Origin of the sequence: Streptomyces sp. NPDC056169 (assembly GCF_042268445.1) — a bacterium.
Classification (GTDB): Bacteria; Actinomycetota; Actinomycetes; order Streptomycetales; family Streptomycetaceae; genus Streptomyces.
The window spans coordinates 70,886-91,663 of the sequence record NZ_JBHJUO010000016.1; the positions used below are offsets into that span (position 1 = coordinate 70,886).

At 72.3% G+C, this 20,778-nt stretch carries 18 protein-coding genes; 13 read left to right on the forward strand and 5 right to left on the reverse strand.

Annotation, left to right across the window (positions count from 1 at the left end):
• The first annotated feature begins 99 nt into the window (after positions 1-99).
• The 3 genes from ACFC0G_RS26320 (at position 100) to adhE (ending at position 4,775) form a co-directional block, all read left to right on the forward strand.
• On the forward strand, positions 100-954 hold the full coding sequence (locus tag ACFC0G_RS26320; protein ID WP_376407342.1) for a S1 family peptidase: 855 nt from the start codon (positions 100-102) through the stop codon (positions 952-954).
• 212 nt (positions 955-1,166) lie between these two features.
• Entirely contained in the window at positions 1,167-2,021 is an 855-nt protein-coding gene (locus ACFC0G_RS26325) for a S1 family peptidase (protein WP_376407615.1), read from the forward strand.
• A 159-nt stretch (positions 2,022-2,180) separates the two neighbouring features.
• On the forward strand, positions 2,181-4,775 hold the full coding sequence (gene adhE / locus ACFC0G_RS26330) for a bifunctional acetaldehyde-CoA/alcohol dehydrogenase (RefSeq protein WP_376407344.1): 2,595 nt from the start codon (positions 2,181-2,183) through the stop codon (positions 4,773-4,775).
• 83 nt (positions 4,776-4,858) lie between these two features.
• On the opposite strand, the gene ACFC0G_RS26335 is transcribed toward adhE, so the two are convergent.
• Positions 4,859-5,896, reverse strand: a complete 1,038-nt coding sequence (locus tag ACFC0G_RS26335) for a DUF3533 domain-containing protein (protein ID WP_376407346.1) — start codon at positions 5,894-5,896, stop codon at positions 4,859-4,861.
• A gap of 182 nt (positions 5,897-6,078) precedes the next feature.
• Between ACFC0G_RS26335 and dnaE the strand changes: the two genes are divergently transcribed.
• The 4 genes from dnaE (at position 6,079) to ACFC0G_RS26355 (ending at position 12,621) form a co-directional block, all read left to right on the forward strand.
• A complete protein-coding gene (gene dnaE / locus ACFC0G_RS26340; RefSeq protein WP_376407348.1) occupies positions 6,079-9,705 on the forward strand; it encodes a DNA polymerase III subunit alpha in 3,627 nt (1,208 codons plus the stop codon).
• Positions 9,702-10,661, forward strand: coding sequence for a hypothetical protein (locus ACFC0G_RS26345; RefSeq protein ID WP_376407350.1), 960 nt, complete (start codon positions 9,702-9,704; stop codon positions 10,659-10,661). Before dnaE ends, ACFC0G_RS26345 begins: the two co-directional genes overlap by 4 nt.
• A 181-nt stretch (positions 10,662-10,842) precedes the next feature.
• Positions 10,843-11,739, forward strand: coding sequence for an esterase/lipase family protein (locus tag ACFC0G_RS26350; protein WP_376407352.1), 897 nt, complete (start codon positions 10,843-10,845; stop codon positions 11,737-11,739).
• 129 nt (positions 11,740-11,868) lie between these two features.
• Complete coding sequence (locus ACFC0G_RS26355; protein ID WP_376407354.1) at positions 11,869-12,621, forward strand: D-Ala-D-Ala carboxypeptidase family metallohydrolase; 753 nt, start codon at positions 11,869-11,871, stop codon at positions 12,619-12,621.
• A 12-nt stretch (positions 12,622-12,633) separates the two neighbouring features.
• On the opposite strand, the gene ACFC0G_RS26360 is transcribed toward ACFC0G_RS26355, so the two are convergent.
• Both ACFC0G_RS26360 and ACFC0G_RS26365 read right to left on the reverse strand, forming a co-directional pair.
• Positions 12,634-13,665 carry a lytic polysaccharide monooxygenase gene (locus ACFC0G_RS26360; protein ID WP_376407356.1) on the reverse strand — a complete coding sequence of 344 codons (1,032 nt, stop codon included), beginning with the start codon at positions 13,663-13,665 and terminating at the stop codon, positions 12,634-12,636.
• A 365-nt stretch (positions 13,666-14,030) separates the two neighbouring features.
• Positions 14,031-14,699: a response regulator gene (locus ACFC0G_RS26365; protein WP_376407358.1), complete on the reverse strand. Its 669-nt coding sequence runs from the start codon at positions 14,697-14,699 to the stop codon at positions 14,031-14,033.
• 133 nt (positions 14,700-14,832) lie between these two features.
• Here ACFC0G_RS26365 and ACFC0G_RS26370 point away from each other — a divergent pair, with 133 nt between their 5' ends.
• From ACFC0G_RS26370 to ACFC0G_RS26390, 5 genes are all read left to right on the forward strand, one after another.
• Positions 14,833-15,816: a Bug family tripartite tricarboxylate transporter substrate binding protein gene (locus ACFC0G_RS26370; protein WP_376407360.1), complete on the forward strand. Its 984-nt coding sequence runs from the start codon at positions 14,833-14,835 to the stop codon at positions 15,814-15,816.
• A complete protein-coding gene (locus ACFC0G_RS26375; protein ID WP_376407362.1) occupies positions 15,813-16,364 on the forward strand; it encodes a tripartite tricarboxylate transporter TctB family protein in 552 nt (183 codons plus the stop codon). The genes ACFC0G_RS26370 and ACFC0G_RS26375 overlap by 4 nt, the downstream gene beginning before the upstream one ends.
• A 3-nt stretch (positions 16,365-16,367) precedes the next feature.
• Positions 16,368-17,864, forward strand: coding sequence for a tripartite tricarboxylate transporter permease (locus tag ACFC0G_RS26380; protein WP_376407364.1), 1,497 nt, complete (start codon positions 16,368-16,370; stop codon positions 17,862-17,864).
• Positions 17,861-18,340, forward strand: coding sequence for a GNAT family N-acetyltransferase (locus tag ACFC0G_RS26385; protein ID WP_376407366.1), 480 nt, complete (start codon positions 17,861-17,863; stop codon positions 18,338-18,340). The genes ACFC0G_RS26380 and ACFC0G_RS26385 overlap by 4 nt, the downstream gene beginning before the upstream one ends.
• A gap of 78 nt (positions 18,341-18,418) precedes the next feature.
• Positions 18,419-18,838 (forward strand): DUF6299 family protein, encoded by a 420-nt coding sequence (locus ACFC0G_RS26390; RefSeq protein WP_376407368.1) that lies wholly within the window; start codon positions 18,419-18,421, stop codon positions 18,836-18,838.
• A gap of 98 nt (positions 18,839-18,936) precedes the next feature.
• On the opposite strand, the gene ACFC0G_RS26395 is transcribed toward ACFC0G_RS26390, so the two are convergent.
• Entirely contained in the window at positions 18,937-19,419 is a 483-nt protein-coding gene (locus ACFC0G_RS26395; RefSeq protein WP_376407370.1) for a DUF402 domain-containing protein, read from the reverse strand.
• Complete coding sequence (locus tag ACFC0G_RS26400) at positions 19,400-20,323, reverse strand: GNAT family N-acetyltransferase (protein WP_376407372.1); 924 nt, start codon at positions 20,321-20,323, stop codon at positions 19,400-19,402. Before ACFC0G_RS26400 ends, ACFC0G_RS26395 begins: the two co-directional genes overlap by 20 nt.
• 74 nt (positions 20,324-20,397) lie before the next feature.
• Between ACFC0G_RS26400 and ACFC0G_RS26405 the strand changes: the two genes are divergently transcribed.
• Positions 20,398-20,772 (forward strand): GntR family transcriptional regulator, encoded by a 375-nt coding sequence (locus ACFC0G_RS26405; protein ID WP_376407374.1) that lies wholly within the window; start codon positions 20,398-20,400, stop codon positions 20,770-20,772.
• Positions 20,773-20,778: the final 6 nt, after the last annotated feature.

A 20,778-nucleotide genomic window follows, 5' to 3' on the forward strand; every position in this document is an offset into this window, starting at 1 on the left:
CACGGTGCATGTCAGGGACACGTCACCTGACGGCGCCTCACGGGCCCGCCACCCACGGGCCCCTCCGCTTTTCCCAGAAGGAGAACAGTGAGGAGCACAGTGAGGATCACCAGCACCCGACTGCTCGCGATCGCCGCGGGACTCGCCGCAGTGACGGCCCTCGGCCTCCCCGGTGCCCAGGCCGCCCCCGACCCCGGCCCGGCGGGAGCGGCACGGCTCGCCCGCGCCGATGCCGCCGTCGACGCCGCCCAGGTCGGCGGCACCGCCTGGTACGTGGACAGAACGGCCGGCAGAGTCGTCGTCACCGCCGACTCCACCGTCACCGACGCGGGGCTCGCGAAGATCCGCGCGGCGGCCGGCGCCGACGCCGGAGCCCTCCGCGTCCAGCGCACCTCCGGCGTCTTCACCCCCCTGCTCGGCGCCGGCGACGCCATCTACGGCGGCGGCTACCGCTGCTCGCTCGGCTTCAACGTCCGCAGCGGCAGCACGTACTACTTCCTCACCGCCGGCCACTGCGGCAACGTCGCCAACACCTGGTACGCCAACTCGGCACAGTCCACCCTGATCGGTGCCACCGTGGGCTCCAGCTTCCCCGGCAACGACTACGCGCTCGTCCGCTACGACAACACCTCGCTCAGCCACACCGGCGGCTTCACCGCCGCCGACGCCTACGTCGGCGAGTCGGTCAAGCGCTCCGGCTCCACCACGGGCACCCGCGGCGGCACGGTGACAGGCCTCGACGCCACCGTCCACTACTCCGGTGGCGGCACCGTCCGCGGCATGATCCAGACCAACGTCTGCGCCGAGCCCGGCGACTCCGGGGGCGCGCTCTACGACGGCACCAAGGCGCTCGGGATCACCTCCGGAGGCAGCGGCAACTGCTCCACCGGCGGCACGACCTTCTACCAGCCGGTGCCGGAGGCCCTCGCCAAGTACAAGGTCAGCCTCTACTGATTCTCTCCAACTAGCCTGAAAGCAAGGCCTGTTGAGGGCCGTGCGGCCGAAAGGCGCCCTTGCGTCCGGAAGTCGTGCGGCCCGAGACTCCCCCACAGCGCAGGCCTCGGGCCGCGCCTCACGGGCCCGGCACCCCACGGCGGGCCCCCGATTCCCCTCTGGAGGAACGAGAAGTGAGGACCACGCGCACCACCCCCACGAGAACCGTCCGGATGTTCGCCGTCGCCGTCGGTCTCGCCGCCGCCGCGGCGCTCGCCGTCCCCACCGCGAGCGCCGACTCCGCGCAGACCTTCGGCGCCGAGCGGCTCTCGGCGGCGAGCGACGCCGTGCTCGCCGCCGACGTGGCCGGCACCGCCTGGCACATCGACACCGCCACCGGCGCGGTCGTCGTCACCGCCGACTCCACCGTCACCCCCGCCGAGATCGCGAAGATCAAGCGGCAGGCCGGTCCCGACGCCGGCGCGATCCGCATCGAGCGGACGCCCGGCAGGTTCACCAAGCTGATCTCCGGCGGCGACGCGATCTACGCCGACGCCGGCTGGCGCTGCTCCCTGGGCTTCAACGTCCGGGACAGCGCGGGCGCCTACTACTTCCTCACCGCCGGTCACTGCACCGACGGCGCGGGCACCTGGTACTCCAACTCCTCGCAGTCGACCGTCCTCGGCACCACGGCCGGGTCGAGCTTCCCGACCAACGACTACGGCATCGTCCGCTACACCAACAGCACGGTCACCAAGTCCGGCACCGTCGGCAGCGTGGACATCACCAGCGCCGCCAACGCGACCGTCGGCATGTCGGTCACCCGCCGGGGCTCCACCACCGGCATCCACAGCGGCTCGGTGACCGGCCTCAACGCCACCGTGAACTACGGCGGCGGGGACATCGTCTACGGCATGATCCGCACGAACGTCTGCGCCGAGCCGGGCGACTCCGGCGGCCCGCTGTACTCCGGCAGCCGGGCCATCGGCCTCACCTCGGGCGGCAGCGGCAACTGCTCCTCGGGCGGCACGACCTTCTTCCAGCCGGTGACGGAGGCGCTGAGCGCGTACGGCGTGAGCGTCTTCTAGGAACGACGGCAGGCGCGGACCGGAGTCCTCTTGTGAATCCGTTCACAAGAGGACTTCCGGCCCCTCCCTCCGGGTCTTTCTCCGGACCTTCTCGCAGGTCATCGGGTGTCGAATGGAGACATCAGAGAGAAAAAGGGACCCGAAGAAGGAGTACCTGCCATGGAGGCCAAGGAGATGGTGGACGGACTGGTCCAGGGAGCCCTCGCGGCGCTCGACCGGTTCGAGACCTTCGACCAGGAGCAGGTCGACCACATCGTGAAGAAGGCTTCGCTCGCCGCGCTGAGCGCGCACGGCGAACTGGCGAAGCTCGCCGTCGAGGAGACCGGGCGCGGCCTCTTCGAGGACAAGGCGGTCAAGAACCTCTTCGCCTGCGAGCACGTCACCCACTCGATGGCCGGTCTGAAGACCGCCGGAGTCATCCGCCGCGACGAGCTGAACGGCATCACCGAGATCGCCGAGCCCGTCGGCGTCGTCTGCGCGATGACCCCCGTCACCAACCCCACCTCGACGACGGTCTTCAAGGCGCTCATCGCCCTCAAGACCCGCAACCCCATCGTCTTCGCCTTCCACCCCTCCGCGCAGAAGTGCTCGGCCGAGGCCGCCAGGATCGTCCGCGACGCCGCCGTCGCCGCAGGCGCCCCCGAGGACTGCGTGCAGTGGGTCGACGAGCCCTCCATGGAGGCCACCCGCCTCCTCATGAACCACGAAGGCGTCTCCACCATCCTCGCCACCGGTGGAAACGCGATGGTCAGGGCCGCCTACTCGTGCGGCAAGCCCGCCCTCGGCGTCGGCGCCGGAAACGTCCCCGCGTACGTCACGAAGAGCGGAAAGCTCCCGCGGGCGATCCACGACATCGTGCTCTCCAAGGCCTTCGACAACGGCATGATCTGCGCCTCCGAACAGGCCGTGATCCTCGACGAGGAGGTGTACGAGGAGGGCATCGCCGAGTTCGAGCGGCTCGGCGCCCACGTCGTCACCGCCGCCGAGAAGACCAAACTGGAGGAGTACGTCTTCGGCACCACCGCCTACGCCACCAACTGCGGCGGCGCCAAGCTCAACGCGGCCGTCGTCGGCAGGTCCCCGCACTGGATCGCCGAACAGGCCGGCTTCGAGGTCCCCGAAGGCACCTCGATCCTCGTCGCCGAATGCGCCGAGGTCGGCGAGGCCGAGCCGCTCACCCGCGAGAAGCTCTCCCCGGTCCTGGCCGCCCTCAAGGCCGACTCCACCGAGCACGGCCTCGAACTCTCCGCCCGCATGGTCGAGTTCCACGGCCTCGGCCACAGCGCCGCGATCCACACCGAGGACGAGGCGCTCGCCGAGGAGTTCGGCAAGCGCGTCAAGGCGATCCGCGTCATCGTCAACGCCCCCTCCACCTTCGGCGGCATCGGCGACGTCTACAACTCCTTCCTCCCCTCGCTCACGCTCGGCTGCGGCTCGTACGGGCACAACTCCGTCTCGAACAACGTCACCGCGGTCAACCTGATCAACGTCAAGCGGATCGGACGGCGCAACACCAACATGCAGTGGTACAAGGTCCCGCCGAAGATCTACTTCGAGCGCAACGCCATCCGCTACCTCGGCGAGATGGAGGGCCTGAAGAGGGTCACCATCGTCACCGACCGGACCATGGGCGAGATCGGCTTCGTCCGGAAGATCACCGACATCCTCAACGGCCGCGAGGAGCCGGTCACCCTCCAGGTCATCGACTCCGTCGAGCCCAACCCGGAGCTCGCCACCGTCCAGGCCGGCGCCGCCGCCATGCGGGACTTCCGCCCGGACACCATCATCGCCCTCGGCGGCGGCTCCCCGATGGACGCGGCGAAGATCATGTGGCTGATGTACGAGCGGCCCGAGGTCGAGTTCGCGGACACCAAGGAGAAGTTCTTCGACATCCGCAAGCGCGCCTACCGCTTCCCGAAGCTCGGCCAGAAGGCCCGGCTCGTCGCGATCCCGACCACCTCGGGGACGGGCAGCGAGGTCACCCCCTTCGCGGTCATCTCCGACCCCGAGGCCGCGCAGAAGTACCCGCTCGCCGACTACGCGCTCACCCCGGACATCGCCATCGTCGACCCGGTCCTTCCGCTGCACCTCCCGGCCACCGTCACCGCCGACTCCGGCTTCGACGCCCTGACCCACGCCACCGAGGCGTACGTCTCCGCCTACGCCAACGACTTCACCGACGGCCAGTGCCTCCAGGCCGTCAAGCTGATCTTCGAGAACCTGGAGACCTGTGTGACGGAGGGCGCCAGGGCGCCCGAGGCCCGCGAGAAGATGCACAACGCGTCCACCATCGCCGGCATGGCCTTCGCCAACGCCTTCCTCGGCCTGGTCCACGCCATGGCCCACACCCTCGGCAACACCTTCCACGTCGCCCACGGCCGCACCAACGCGCTGCTGCTCCCGCACGTGATCCGCCACAACGGCACCGTCACCCACAAGGCCGTGCCGTGGCCGAAGGCCGAGGTCTACCGGGCCCCGGAGCGGTTCCAGGAGATCGCGCGGATGCTCGGCCTGCCGGCCGCGACACCGGAGGAGGGCGTGGAGTCGTACGCCCGCGCGGTGGAGGAGCTGCGCGACCGGTGCGGCATCCCGGCCTCCTTCCAGGAGGAGGGCGTCGACGAGGCGGCCTTCCTGGCGGCCCTGCCGCAGCAGGCGATGAACGCGTACGCCGACCAGTGCGCGCCGGCCAACCCGCGGATGCCGATGATCGACGACATGAAGGAACTGATGACCCGGGCGTACTACGGGAAGTAGACCCCGGTACTCGGTACCCGGTACCCGGTACGGCGAAGGGCCCCCGGCGGAGCGATCCGCCGGGGGCCCTTCGCGTGCGGTGGTCAGGGACGGGCCTCGCCCAGCTCCTCCGCGATCGGCTCGGACTCGGGCTTCCGCTTCAGCGAGGACATCACCAGGGTGACGACGGAGCCGACGACCGCCCAGGCCGAGAGGACCAGCATCGAGGAGGTCATGTCGTTGCCCTTGAAGTACGCGATCGAGCGCGCCGCCCAGGTGCCGGCGCCCGGCGGCAGGGCGGGACCGATCGCCTTCCAGAACGGGGGCAGCATCGGCAGCGGGAAGGCGCCGCCGGCGCTCGGGTTGCCCGCGACCACGATGAGGAGGATCGCCAGGCCGATGCCGACGATCCCGAAGACCGACTGCAGGGCGAGGGTGGCGGCGCCGACGGCGAAGACGACCAGGGTGCCCAGGCCCCACAGGGCCGCGATGCTGCCGGGCAGGGCGCCCAGGATCGGCCCGACGATGATCGCGCCGCCGAGGCCGCCGAGGATCGCGTAGAGCGCCAGGACGCCGAGGCGGATGATCGCGCGCTCGCGGTTCGCGGGCCGGGAGCCCGCGCTGATCGCCAGGATCGCGGCGCAGATGTAGCCGCCGACGCACCAGCCGACGACGAGGTAGAAGGCGGAGAGTCCGTCGAAGTCCTCCGGCGACGCGGGGGCCACGTCGACCGTCCTCAGGGTGCGCTGCTGGGTCGCCTCCACCTTGGTGAAGATCGTCTCCAGGGCGGAGGAGAGCACGGTGCCGCCGCCGGAGGCGACGAGCAGGGTGTCGGTGCGGCCGGTGGGGTCGACGAGGAGGGCCCCGTCGATGTCCCGGTTCAGGATCTGCTGCCGCGCCTCGGCCTCGTCGGTGACGGCCCGGGGGTCGAGCGGCTCGCCGGGGAGCTTCTCCAGCTGCCCCACGAGCTGCGCGGAGACCTGTGGGGGTGCGACGACGCCGAAGGGGACGTCCGTCGGCTTCGGGTGGTGCAGGGCCCCGACGTACGAGGTGATGAACAGGAGCTGGAGGGCGAAGACGCCGACGACGAGCAGGGCGGCTCGGGGGGTGACGGCGCTTTTCAGTTCATCGACGAGACTCATGCCCCCCAGGCTCCGGGGAGGGCGGTGTTTCCGCAGGTGGGAGGGGGCCGAATGGCTGACTCGGGGAGCGGTGGGGTGTCGTCCGTACGGGTTATCGTACGCACGTTCGAAATGGGCTAGGGTGGGAACGAGGGGGTGGGAACGTACGTACGAATTCGATGCGGGAGTGCGGGAGGTGCGCCATGCCGGGATTCACGCACCTGCACACCGCGTCGGGCTACTCCCTGCGCTACGGGGCCTCGCACCCCGAACGGCTGGCCCGCCGCGCCGCCGAGCGGGGCATGGACGCACTCGCCCTGACCGACCGCGACACCCTCTCCGGCGCGGTCCGCTTCGCGAAGGCGTGCGCGAAGGAGGGCATCCGCCCCCTGTTCGGCGTGGACCTGGCCTGCGAGGTCCCCGCCACCCCCGAACCCGGCTCCGCCGGCCGGGGCTCCGCCGGTCGGGCTTCCGCCGGTCCGGGCTCCGCGGCCTGGGGCTCCGCCGGTCGGGGCTCTGCCGGTCCGGGTTCCGCGGCCTGGGGCTCTGCCGGTCGGGCTTCCGCCGGTCGGGGCTCCGTCGACCCGGGCTCCGCCCGCCGGGTGCCCGTGCGCGGCGGCGCCTTCGTCGACGAGTCCGCGCCCCGCGCCCTCTTCCTCGCCCGCTCCCGCGCCGGGTGGGCCTCCCTCTGCGCCATGATCACCGCCGCCCACGCCGGGACGGGTGGGGGAGGTGCGGCCGGGGGAGGTGCGGCTGGGGGAGGTGCGGGCGAGCAGCCCCTGCTGCCCTGGGCCGCCGGCCACGACGAGGGCCTGGCCGTGCTGCTCGGCCCCGCGTCCGACGTCGGCCGCGCCCTCGCCGCGGGCCGCCCCGACCGGGCCGCCCGGCTGCTCGCCCCCTGGCGCGAGCGGTACGGCGACGCGCTGCGCCTGGAGGCCGTCCACCACGGCCGTACCGGCACAGGACCCGGCTCCCTGCGGCTCGCCGCCCGTACCGTCGGCTTCGCCGCCGAGCAGGGCGTCCGGCCCGTCCTCACCAACGCCGTCCGCTACGCCGACCCCGGCCAGGGGCCCGTCGCCGACGTCCTCGACTCCGCCCGCCGCCTCGTCCCGATCGACCCCCGCAAGGAGCTCGACAGCGGAGAGGCCTGGCTCAAGGGCGCCGAAGGGCTCGACGGCATGCTGGCCGCCGCCGAGCTGATCGTCGAGGCCGCGGGCTTCCGCCGGGACGCCGCCCACCGGCTGCTCGACCAGACCGCGGCGGTCGCCGCCGCCTGCCTGGTCGACCCCGAGGACGACCTCGGCATCGGCTCCGCGCACTTCCCGGAGCCGTACCTCGTCGGCGCCGAGCACCGCACCGCCCAGCGCGTCCTCACCTCCCGGGCCGCCGCCGGCATGGTCCTCAAGGGGTACGGGAACCGGCGCGCCTACTGGGACCGGATGCACCGCGAGCTGGACGTCATCGCCCACCACGGCTTCGCCACCTACTTCCTGACGGTCGCCCAGGTCGTCGACGACGTCCGGGGCATGGGGATCCGGGTCGCCGCCCGGGGCTCCGGCGCCGGCTCCCTCGTCAACCACCTCCTCGGCATCGCCCACGCCGACCCGGTCGAGCACGGCCTGCTGATGGAGCGCTTCCTGTCCAAGCGCCGCACCGCCCTGCCCGACATCGACGTCGACGTGGAGTCCGCCCGCCGCCTGGAGGTGTACCGGGCGATCATCGGCCGCTTCGGCGCCGAACGGGTCGCCACCGTCTCCATGCCCGAGACCTACCGGGTCCGCCATGCCGTACGGGACGTGGGCGCGGCCCTCTCCCTGGACCCGGCCGAGACCGACCGGATCGCCAAGGCCTTCCCGCACATCCGCGCCCGGGACGCGCTCGCCGCCCTCGACGAACTGCCCGAACTGCGCGAACTCGCGGGGGAGCGGGAGAAGTACGGCCGGCTCTGGGAGCTGGTCGAGGCGCTCGACGCCCTCCCGCGCGGCATCGCCATGCACCCCTGCGGGGTCCTGCTCTCGGACGCCTCGCTGCTCACCCGTACCCCCGTGGTCCCCACCAGCGGCGAGGGCTTCCCCATGTCGCAGTTCGACAAGGAGGACGTGGAGGACCTCGGGCTGCTCAAGCTCGACGTCCTCGGCGTGCGCATGCAGTCCGCGATGGCCCACGCCGTCGCCGAGGTCGCCCGCGCCACCGGCACCCGGCCGGACATCGACGCGATCCCGGAGGGCGACCCCGAGACGTACCGGCTCATCCGCTCCACCGAGACCCTCGGCTGCTTCCAGATCGAGTCCCCGGGCCAGCGCGACCTCGTCGGCCGGCTCCAGCCCGCGACCTTCCACGACCTCGTCGTCGACATCTCGCTCTTCCGGCCGGGACCGGTCGCCGCCGACATGGTCCGCCCCTTCATCGAGGCCCGGCACGGCCGCGCCCCCGTCCGCTACCCGCACCCCGACCTGGAGGGCCCGCTGAAGGAGACGTACGGCGTGGTCGTCTTCCACGAGCAGATCATCGAGATCGTCCGGATCGTGACCGGCTGCGGTCGCGACGAGGCCGACCAGGTGCGGCGCGGGCTCTCGGACCCCGAGTCGCAGGGCCGGATCAAGGTCTGGTTCGGGCGCCAGGCCGCGGCGCGCGGATACGACGCCGAGGTCGTCGCCCGCACCTGGGAGATCGTGGAGGCCTTCGGCTCGTACGGCTTCTGCAAGGCGCACGCGGTGGCCTTCGCCGTGCCGACGTACCAGTCGGCCTGGCTCAAGGCGCACCACCCGGCGGCCTTCTACGCGGGGCTGCTCACCCACGACCCCGGCATGTACCCCAAGCGGCTGCTGCTCGCGGACGCGCGGCGGCGCGGGGTGCCGGTGCTGCCGCTGGACGTGAACCGCTCGGCGGTCGCCCACCGTATCGAACTGGTGTCCGATCGCCCGGTGCTGTGGGGCCTCCGGCTCGGCCTCGCCGACGTCCACGGCATCGCCGGGACCGAGAGCGCCCGCATCGAGGCCGGACAGCCCTACGCCTCCCTGCTCGACTTCTGGGAGCGGGCCCGCCCGCGCACCCCCGTCGCCGAACGCCTCGCCCAGGTCGGCGCGTTGGACGCCTTCGGCGCCAACCGCCGCGACCTCCTGCTCCACCTCACCGAACTCCGGCGCATCCACCGGGGAGCCGCCTCCCACGGCGGCCAACTCCCGCTCGCCCAGGGTGGGAAGACCGCCCCCGTCGGCCTGCCCGACCTCGACGACACGGAACGCCTCAGCGCCGAGCTCGGCATCCTCGGCATGGACGCCTCCCGCCACCTCATGGACGACCACCACGCCTTCCTCCGCGAACTCGGCGTCGTCTCCGCCCAGCGGCTGCGCGACACCCCCCACGGCCGGACCGTCCTGGTCGCGGGCGCCAAGGCCGCCACCCAGACCCCGCCGATCCGCTCCGGGAAACGGGTCATCTTCAGCACGCTCGACGACGGCACGGGCCTGGTCGACCTCGCCTTCTTCGACGACGCCCACGAGCGCTGCGCCCACACCGTCTTCCACTCCTGGCTGCTCCTCGTCCGGGGCGTGGTGCAGCGGCGCGGCCCGCGCAGCCTCAGCGTGGTCGGCTCGGCCGCCTGGAACCTCGCCGAACTGGTCGAACTGCGGGCCTCCGGCGGCCTGGAAGCGGTGGGGGCGCGGCTCGCGGAGCCCGCGCCGACCGGCGGGGACGGCGATTCCGGCCGCCGCATCGCGATGTCCACCGGCTACGAGATGAACCCCTGGGCGGACCTCAAGCCGGCCGGCGAAGGCGCGACGACGCCGCCGAGGAAGCTCTGGCACAGCAGCCCGGGGAGCGCGGGATGATCCTCTGCGTACGCTTCCGCCTCGCACCGGAGCGGGAAGCCCTGCTTCCCCGACTGGTGGAACTCCTGGGCGAGTTCACCCCGACCGTCGAGGCCGCCCCGCCCTCCGAGGCGCTCGCCGACGTGCGCGGCGCGCTGCGCTACTTCGACTGGAGCCCCGTCGAACTCGCCTCGGTGATCCGGGTCCGGGCGCTCGCCCTGTACGGCGTCGACTGTGTCATCGGCGCCGGGCCCAACCCCATGCTGGCCCGGATGGCGGCCCGTGAGGCCCGGCCCGGCGTCACCCTCGTCGTCGAGGACCCGGCCGCCTTCCTGCGCGACCGGCCGGTCGTCGCGCTCGACGGCGTCGGTCGCGCCACCGCCCGTACCCTCTGCGGCTACGGACTCGACTCCGTCGGCCGCGTCGCGGACGCGCCGCTCGCCGTGCTCCAGCGGCTCGTCGGCGCGAGGGCCGGCCGTGAGGTGTGGGAGCGGGCGCGGGGCGTCGACCGCACCCCCGTCGTCCCGAACGCGGTCTCCCGGTCGGCGGCGGCCGAACGCTCCTTCCCGTACGACGAGGTCGACCGGACCGAGCACCGCAGGGCCCTCCTCTCGCTCGCCGTCGAACTCGGCGCCCGGCTGCGGACGGAGGGGCAGGTGTGCCGCTCGCTCGCGCTCACCGTGCGGTACGCGGACCGGACCACGACGACCCGGAGCCGTACGCTGCCCGAACCGACCGCCCACTCGGCGGCCCTCGGCGCCCTCGCGTACGCGCTCCACGACGCCCTCGGCCTCCAGCGGGCCCGGGTACGGGGGATCACGCTGCGCGCCGAGGGCCTGACGGGTGCCGAAGGGGCCGCGCACCAGCTGTCCCTGGACCCGGCGGACGAGAAGGCGCGGCGGATCGAGGCGGTGGCGGACCGGGCGCGGGCGAAGTTCGGTCCGAGGGCGGTGCTGCCGGGGTCGCTGGCGGCCTGAAAGGGCCCCCGATTACTCCGTTGTGACGAGGCGGCACTTTTTACCGACGCGTAACTTCCCAGCCGAGGCTACCCGTGCGTAGCTTGGCTGAAGCGCATCCCCACCGCGCATCCCCACTTGTGGTCCGGGCCGCAGGGCACAGCACCCCCACCATCCCCTTGAGCCGCAAGGAGATCGCCCGATGCTGCCCCCGAAGTCCCGGAAGCCCGGGAAGTCCTGGAAGCGTGCCGTCAGAGCGCTGTCCGTCCTGCTGCTGACCGCCGCCGCCACGCTCGCCCCCACCGTCACCGCCTCGGCCCAGACGGAGACCGCCACCGCCGGTCGTGGCTGGAACGACTTCTCCTGCAAGCCCTCCGCCGCGCACCCCCGCCCGGTCGTCCTCGTCCACGGCACCTTCGGGAACGCCGTCGACAACTGGCTCGTTCTCGCGCCGTACCTCGTCAACCGCGGCTACTGCGTCTTCTCGCTCGACTACGGCCAGTTGCCGAACGTGCCCCTGTTCCACGGCCTCGGCCCCATCGCGAAGTCCGCCGAGCAGCTCGACGCGTACGTCGACCGGGTCCTCGCCGCGACCGGCGCCCCCGAGGCGGACCTCGTCGGGCACTCGCAGGGTGGCATGATGCCCCGCTGGTACCTCAAGTTCCTCGGCGGGGCCGAGAAGGTGAACACGCTCGTCGGGATCGCCCCCGACAACCACGGCACCACCCTCCTCGGCCTCACCAAGCTCCTGCCGTACTTCCCCGGGGCCGAGGACCTGATCAGCTCCACGACGCCGGGCCTGGCCGACCAGATCGCCGGCTCGCCGTTCATCACCAAGCTCAACGAGGGCGGCGACACGGTCCCCGGTGTCCGCTACCACGTCATCGCGTCCCAGTACGACGAGGTGGTCACCCCGTACCGCTCGCAGTTCCTGTCAGGCCCGAACGTCACCAACGTCCTCATCCAGGACAAGTGCGCGCTCGACCTCTCCGAGCACGTGGCGATCGGCACGGTGGACCGGGTCACCTTCCACGAGGTGGCCAACGCCCTCGACCCGGCCCACGCGACCCCGACCACCTGCCTGTCGGTGATCGGCTAGAGCCGGTACCGCCATTGGGCCGACAAATGACGCTCGTCAGGCGTGGTTGACGCGCGTCGACGCGCCGGTCAGTCTCGGGGGTGGCCCGGCCACGGGTCGCCCCCGGTCTTGTGAGGCAATGGAGGCTCGATGCCCCGAGGTACCGCACATTCCAAGCCCGTCCGCCTTCTTCTCTCGATTGTCATGCTCATGGCTTCCGTGGTGGGCGGGGTGGTGGTCACCGCCGGCACCGCTCACGCCGACGGCTGCTACACCTGGTCGCGCACCCTCTCCGAGGGAGCCTCCGGCTCCGATGTGACGGAACTGCAGATCCGGGTGGCCGGCTATCCCGGCTACGGCGGCGTCCTCGCGATCGACGGCGCCTTCGGCCCCGGTACCGCCGCGGCCGTCAAGCGCTTCCAGGCCGCCTACGGACTGGCCGCCGACGGGGTCGCGGGCCCGGCGACCTTCAGCAAGATCTACAGCCTTCAGGACGACGACTGCACACCGGTCCACTTCACCTACGCCGAGCTGAACACCTGCAACAGCACCTGGGCGGGCGGCGCGGTGAGCGCCGCCACCGCCAAGTCCAACGCGCTGCGCACCATGTGGAAGCTGGAGGCCCTCCGGCACGCGCTCGGCGACCAGTCCATCCGGGTCACCAGCGGCTTCCGCAGCCAGGCCTGCAACGACGCGGTCGGCGGGGCCGCGTCGAGCCGTCACCTGTACGGCGACGCGGCCGACCTCGGCTCCGGCCCCCACTCGCTGTGCCTCCTCGCCCAGCAGGCCCGCAACCACGGCTTCAACGGCATCCTCGGCCCCGGATACCCCGGCCACAGCGACCACACCCACGTCGACCACCGCCCCAGCCGCTTCTGGTCCGCCTCCGGCTGCGGCATCTGACCCGGCCGGCGCCTACTGCTGGGTACGCCGCCGCCGGGCCGTCCCGAAGAGCACGGCCGCGCCGAGCGCGAGCACGGCGGCGCCACCGACCGCGAGGTACGGGGTGCCGGCGTCGCCCCCGGTCTCGGCGAGGAGCTCATCCGAGCCGGCACCGGAACCGGCGGCGGGAGCGGGCGCGTTGGGCACCTGAGTGGCCTCCGCGCCCGCGGTCTCGGCGGCGTCCGGGCTCTCGCCCCCGGCGTCGCCCCCGGTCCCGGCGGTGGTCGGCGCCGGAGCGGCCGCCGTCTCCTCCGCCCCGGTCGACGGGTCGGCGTCCCCGTGCCCGCCGTGCTCGACGGAGGACTCGTCCTTCCCGTCCTCGATCTGCTCCTCGCTCGGCGCGGAGGCGGTCGGCGCCGGAGCGGCACCGCCGGTCTCCTCCCCGAACACCACGTCGGAGCAGGTGTAGAACGCCTCGGGGGAGTCGGAGCGCTGCCAGATCGAGTAGATCAGGTGCCGCCCGGACTTCTTCGGCACGGTGCCCTGGAAGACGTAGTCGCCGCTCTCCATCCGCGGATCGGTCACCGTCGCGAACGGCTTCGCCTCCAGGTCCGACCACGTCAGCGGCTTCGTCGGGTCGTACCCGTCCTTCGTCACGTACAGCTCGAACGAACCCCGGTGCGGAGCGGTCCCCTTGTAACGGAAGGTGTGCGCCCCGGAGTCCAGCCGGCTCGCGGGCCAGTCGGCCCGCGCCAGGTCGAGCCCCCGGTACTTGTCGTTGCCCGCGCTGCACAGCTTGCCGTCCGGGATCAGGTCCCGGTGCTTCCCGGCGGCGTTGGCGATGTTCACCGCGTTCCAGTCGTAGAACGCCTGGGCGCCACTCGCCGCCACCGCGGCCTTGCACGCCGCCGACCGCGGCGCCTCGGGCCCCTCCGCGTAACAGGCCGAGACCCGGCTCACCGGATCCGTCATCGACCCGTGCGCGAACGCGGGCGCCGACGCGAGCCCGGAAAGACCCAACAGGGCGGTGACGGTGACGGCCGCGGCCGTACGGCGAGAAGTCATGGGGGGACAGCTCCTTCACGAGGGTGGGGCGTGGGGGGTTGGCAAGGAAGCTAGCCGCCCGGAAGCGTGAAAAAGCCGGTGAAGAAGGGGAGATGGCGATCCTTAGGACCGCTTTAAGGCAGGCGTAAGAGGCGGCTGAGGAACCGCCTCCCCCCGCTGTGCGCCGGGGCTCAGAGGGCTCCTGCCACGTCGCAGCTCGTCCAGTCGCCGGACTGGCTCGGGGGCACGTAGCACTGCGCGGCCCGGGTCACGTACGTGTGGCTGGACGGTACCGGGGCTGGTCCCGCGACCGGCAGTCGAAACCCTAGGGATGGTGTCCGCCGCCCGGCCGTCCCAGCCCTCCCAGGGACGTCCCGTCCGTACCCCTAGCCCAGGCGCCGGTACCGCCGCTCCGGGCGGCCCGTCCCCCCGTACCGCAGCGTGATCTCCGCGCGGCCCGTCTGGGCGAAGTACTCCAGGTAGCGGCGGGCGCTCACGCGGGAGAGGGAGCCGGCTTCCGCGCATTCCGTGGCCGAGAGGCCTTCCGGGTGGGCGCGGAGGATCGAGTCGACCAGGTCGGCCGTGTGGGCGGCGAGGCCCTTCGGGAGTTCGCGGGAGCCGCGCGGGCGGGTGCCGAAGATCTGGTCCACGTCCTCCTGGCGGGCCTCGCCGAGGTCGTCGAGGCGGCTGCGCAGCGAGGCCACGTGGCGCAGCTGCTCGTGCAGCGCCGCCTGGCTGAACGGCTTGATCAGGTAGTGCAGCGCCCCGGCCCGTAGGGCTTCGCGGATCGTGCTCACGTCCCGCGCCGCCGTGATGAACAGCGCGTCCATGCCCATGCCCGCGGCGCGCAGCTCCCGCAGCACCTGGATGCCGTCCATGTCCGGCAGGAAGACGTCGAGCAGCACCAGGTCGGGCCGGAGCCGCTCGGCCGCGCGCAGCGCCTCGGCGCCGCTGTGCGCGACCCCGGACACGGTGAAGCCCTCCACCGCCGACACATAGCGGCAGTGCAGCTTGGCGACCATGAAGTCGTCGTCCACCACCAGCACATTCGTCACGCCGACACGCTAGGTCGCGACCACAACGACCACAACGTCCATTGATTGCGGAAGAGAGACAGCTTCTTCACGTACCGGCAACATGTGGGCCACCTCACACCCCCATTTCTCTCCTTCCTGAGAGGCGGCACACGTGCGTCTGCGCACTCCCCTCGCTCTCCTCGGGTCGGCGTTGCTGGTCCTTGTCGGTCCGCCGCTGCTCACCAGCGGCAGCGACACCGACACCGGCACGCAGATACCCGGACTGCGCTTCATGGTCCCCAACACCCCCGGCGGCGGATACGACATCACCGCCCGTACCGCCGCCAAGAACGCCGAGGAGGCGGGCCTCACCGGCGACATCGAGGTGTTCAACCTGCCCGGCGCGGGCGGCACCGTCGGCCTCACCCGGCTCGTCGGCGAACGCGGCAACGGCCGCCTCGCCATGTCCATGGGCCTCGGCGTCGTCGGCGCCGTCCACACCAACAAGACCCCCAGGACCCTCGCCGACACCACCCCGATCGCCCGGCTCACCGAGGAGCAGGACATCGTCGTGGTCGGCAAGGACTCCCCGTACAAGACGATCCAGGAGCTGCTGGCCGTCTGGAAGAAGGACCCCGGCAAGCTGCCCGTCGGCGGCGGCTCCTCGCCCGGCGGGCCCGACCACCTCGCCCCGATGCTGATGGCCCAGGCCGCCGGCATCGCCCCCAAGGACGTCAACTACGTCCCCTTCGACGGCGGCGGCGAACTCCTCGCCTCCATCCTCGGCAACAAGGTCGGCTTCGGTGTCTCCGGCGTCGGCGAGTACCTCGACCAGATCAAGGCGGGCGAGCTCCGCCTCCTCGCGGTCACCGGTCCGAAGCGCGTCCCCGGCCTCGACGCCCCCACCCTCCGCGAGGCCGGTCTCGACACCGAGTTCACCAACTGGCGCGGCATCGTCGCCCCGCCCGGCCTGTCCGACGCCGAACGCGAGAAGCTCGTCGGCCTCGCCACCGAGCTGCACGCCTCGCCGCAGTGGCGGGAGTCCCTGAAGACCCACGGCTGGAACGACGCCTTCCTGCCCGGCGAGGAGTTCGGCGAGTTCCTCACGGCACAGGACCGACGTGTCGCCTCCGTCCTCAAGGAGCTCGGACTGTGACCACCACGAACACCACCGAGAAGACCGAGGAGACCGGGAAGACCGGGAAGGCCGGGAAGAACTGGCTGCGCGAGCGGTCCGAGCTCGGCGTCGGCGTCCTCCTCTTCCTCCTCGGCGTCCTCGTCCTCACCGACGCCCTCACCCTCGACACCGACGTCACCGGCCGCGGCCCCGTAGGCCCCGCCACCGTCCCCCTCGTCGTCGGCTGCGGCCTCCTCGTCGTCGCCGTCCTCCTCACCGTCGACGTCCTGCGCGGCGGCCGCGGCGAGGCCGAGGGCGGCGAGGACGTCGACCTGACCGAGCCCGCCGACTGGCGCACCGTCCTGCTCCTCGCCGGCGTCTTCCTCGCCTTCGCCGTCCTCATCGGCCCCCTCGGCTTCCCCGTCGCCGGCGCCCTCCTCTTCTGGGGAGCGGCCTACGCCCTCGGCAGCCGCCACCTCCACCGCGACCCGCTGATCGCGGCCGCCCTCTCCCTCCTCACCTACGGCGTCTTCGACAAGCTGCTCGGCGTCCCGCTGCCCGGCGGCCCGCTGATGGGAGTGATCTGATCCATGGATTCCCTGTACTCCCTCATCGACGGCTTCGGGACCGCCCTCACCCCGATCAACCTGCTGTGGGCCGCCGTCGGCGTGCTCCTCGGCACCGCCATCGGCGTCCTGCCCGGCATCGGCCCCGCCATGGCCGTCGCCCTGCTGCTCCCGGTGACGTACGGACTCGAACCGACCGGCGCGTTCATCATGTTCGCCGGCATCTACTACGGCGCCATGTTCGGCGGCTCCACCACCTCGATCCTGCTCAACACCCCCGGCGAGAGCGCCGCCGTCGTCGCCGCCATCGAGGGCAACCCGATGGCCAAGGCCGGCCGCGGCGCGCAGGCACTCGCCGCCGCCGCGATCGGCCACTTCGCCGGCGGCATGATCGGCACGATCCTGCTCGTCGTCCTCGCCCCGACCGTCGCCGCGCTCGCCGTCGACATCGGCGCCCCGGACTACTTCGCGCTCATGGTCCTCGCCTTCATCGCGGTGACCTCCGTCCTCGGCTCCTCCCGCATCCGCGGCCTCGCCTCCCTCCTCATCGGCCTCACGATCGGTCTGGTCGGCCTCGACCAGATGACCGGCCAGCAGCGCCTCACCTTCGGCTCCCTCCAGCTCGCCGACGGCGTCGACGTCGTCATCGTCGCGGTCGGCCTCTTCGCGATCGGCGAGGCCCTGTGGGTCGCCGCGCACCTGCGCCGCACGACGGGCGAGGCCATCCCCGTCGGCCGGCCGTGGCTCGGCAGGGACGACGTGAAGCGGACCTGGAAGTCCTGGCTGCGCGGGCCCCTCATCGGCTTCCCGTTCGGCGCGATCCCGGCCGGCGGCGCCGAGATCCCCACCTTCCTGTCGTACGTCACGGAGAAGCGGCTCTCGAAGAACAAGGACCAGTTCGGCAAGGGCGCCATCGAGGGCGTCGCCGGACCCGAGTCGGCGGCCTCGGCCTCCGCGGCCGGCACCCTCGTCTCGATGCTCACCCTCGGCCTGCCCACGACCGCCGTGGCCGCCGTGATGCTCGCCGCCTTCCAGCAGTACGGCATCCAGCCCGGCCCGCTGCTCTTCGAGCGGGAACCCGACCTGGTGTGGGGCCTGATCGCCTCGCTCTTCGTCGGCATGGTGCTGCTGCTCGCCCTCAACCTGCCGCTCGCGCCCGTCTGGGCCAAGCTCCTTCGCATCCCGCGCCCGTACCTCTACGCCGGCATCCTCTTCTTCGCCGCCGTCGGCGCGTACGCGGTGGGCGGCGAGGCGCTCGACCTGGTCATCCTGCTCGTCATCGGGCTCATCGGCCTCGGGATGCGGCGGTACGGCCTTCCGGTGCTGCCCGCCGTCATCGGCGTCATCCTCGGCCCGGCCGCCGAACAGCAGCTCCGCCGCGCCCTCCAGATCAGCGACGGCTCCGTGACGGGCCTGGTGAACACCCCGTTCTCGGTCACCGTGTACGCCGTCGTCGTGATCCTGCTCGCCTGGCCGCTGCTGAGGAAGGTGATCCTCCGCCGTCGTAATGTGACGGTATGACAGATGGCGTGACAGATGACGACGTGATCCGCCCGGCGGGCACCGCCGACGTGCCCGCCGTGAAGGCCGTGATCGACGCGGCCTTCCACCCCTACATCGAACGGATCGGTCTCGTACCGGCCCCGATGGAGGCGGACCACGCGGCGAACGTGGCCGCCGGGCTCGTCTTCGTGACCGGTGCCCCCGTGCGGGGGCTCGTGGTCGTCGTCCCCGAGACCGATCACCTCTACCTCGACGCGATCGCCGTCCACCCCGACGCCCGGGGCACCGGCCTGGGCCGCACCCTCCTGCGGTGGGTGGAGGCGCGGGCGCGACAGCTCGGCCTCCCCGAGGTGCGGCTGCTCACCAACGCGATGATGTGGGAGAACCAGAAGCTGTACGAGCGGTACGGCTACGAGGTCGTCGAGCGGCGCGCGGACGGACCGTACGATCGTATCCACTACCGAAAATTCCTCAACTCGCCCCCGATGGGGTGAGTTTCGGACACCGAGCGGCTTGATCCGGTATCCCTGGCGGGCAGCACCATCCCCCCACGCCCCGAAGGGACCCCGCTCATGCGCGTCCGTACCACCCTCGCCGCACTCGCCGCAGGCCTCCTGCTCGCCGCCGCCGTCGCCCCTCTCGCCCAGGCAGGAGAGGCCGACGGCCTCTCCGTCCACGGACACGGAACCGTCGGCGCCGACAGCACCGTCACCCTCTCCGGCACGTACCGCTGTGTCGACGACAGCGCGGGTCCCGTCTTCGTCAGCTCCACCCTCGTTCAGGGGAACCGTTCCTCCGGCATCGGCGGCACCCAGGCCGTGTGCGACGGGGAGACCCACGAGTGGGTCAACACCTCCGTCGTGAAGGACCCCGCCTACCGGCCGGGCGCCGCCCGGGTCGAGGCCCATCTCATGCAGCTCACGGCCGGCGGGACGGGCCTCCCGACGCCCGGCTTCCTCGCGACGGAGAAGGCGGACGTCGAGCTGCACTGACCGAGGGCGGCGAGCTGCACTGACCGAGGGTGGCGAGCGGTACCGGCCGACGACGTCGAGCCGTACCGGCCGGCCGCGTCGCACTGTCCTCCTGGCCTCTACCGACCCAGCAGGTCGATCAGGCCCTCGCGGCCGAGCACTTCGAGCTCGTCGAGGGCCACGACGGCGCGGGCCGCCGCCTCCGGGTCGGAGGCGGCGAGGCCGCTCGCCTCGAACTCGTCCTCGTCGAGCCGCAGCACCTCGCTGCCGTCCGCCGACACCCACAGGTCCAGGTCCAGGTCCTCGACCACCACCTCCGAGCCGCCGATCGCGGCCGGCCGGGTGATGTCGCAGTACCAGCCCTTGAGGGTGCCGTCGGCGGACCACACCTCCTTGACCGTGTACCAGCGGTCGCCCCAGTAGTGCTCCACGAAGACGTCGCCCGGTTCGAACCGTACGAAGCCGAAGTCCCGTACCCCCTCGGCGGCCCACGGGGCGCGGACCGAGAGACGGCCGCCCTCCTCCGTGAGGACCTCCGCCGGGTAGCGGATCTTCGTCCGCCCCGCCTTCACCAGGGTGATGTCAACCGATCGTCCGGACATGCCGTACCTCCACCGCGCCGATCTCGTAGCCGAACCACTTGTTGATCGCCAGCATCGGTTCGTTGCCGGCGTCGTTGCTGGTGAACGCCTCCACGCAACCCGCCGCGCGGGCACGGTGCAGGGACGCGTTCTTGGCGAGCTTCGCGAGCCCGCGGCCGCGGAAGGCGGGGGCCGTGCCCGTCATCCCCGAGTTGTACCGGCCCAGGCCGTCCGTCTGCGCCGCGCTGAACGCGGCGGGCACCCCGTCCACCACCGCGATCGTCGTCAGCGCCCGGTCGTGGAGGGGATGGTTCCAGGTGGTCTCCCGCCAGTGCGCGTAGTCGTCCAGCGAGGCCCCCACGTCACTCGGCTCGTCGGCGGTCGTCACCGCGTCCAGCTCGAAGATCGGCCGCGGATCGGCCGCGAAGTACTCGGCCGGCAGCAGTTCGACACCGGCCGGCGGCTCCTGGAGCGGCGGCAGTTCGGCCGTCGTCAGGTCGAGGCGGAGGAAGTGCGCGGAACGGCTCGGCGCGTAGCCCCGCCGCTCGGCCCACGCGCGGTCCTCCGGCGTGTCCATGACCCAGCTGTACAGGGTCCGCGCGCCCTGCTCCGCGAGGTGCTCCTCGGCGGCGCGCAGCAGTGCCGTCCCGGCGCCGAGCCGCTGGCGCGCGGGGTCCACGTACACGTTGACGGAGCCGATCCCCGGCTCCGGCGCGTCGTGCGCGATCCGCTGCTGGACGGTCCCGATGATCTCGCCGTCCTCGGTCACCGCGACGAGCGGCCGCTCGTGGCTGTCGGGGTGGGCGCGCGCCCAGTCGAACACGAGCTGCTCGGCGGTCGCGAGCATGAAGGGCACCGAGGCGCGGCGGACGCGGGCGAAACCCTCGGCGTCCTCGGCCCGTACATCACGGACGATCACAGTCATGTGGCCGCACGCTACGTGCGGAGGGTGTGCCGCCGCCTCCCATTTTCCGGTGGGGTGGGGGCAGAATCGGAGGGGTGACACTCACCATCGCCGTGGACCACGAATCCACCACCGCTCCGTACGAACAGCTGCGTGCCCAGATCTCGGAGCGGGCCCGCTCGGGCAGACTGCCGGTCGGGTACAAGCTGCCGACGGTACGCGGGCTCGCGGAGCAGCTGGGCCTCGCCGCGAACACGGTCGCCAAGGCGTACAAGGCACTGGAGTCGGACGGGGTGATCGAGACCCGCGGCCGCCACGGGACCTTCGTCGCGGCGGCCGGCGACGCGGCGACCCGCCGGGCCGCCACCGCCGCCGCCCAGTACGCCGAGGAGGCCCATCGCCTCGGCCTCAGCCGCGCGGCCGCGGAAGCGGCGGTGAGCGAGGCCCTGCGCGCGGCGTACGACGCCTGACAGACC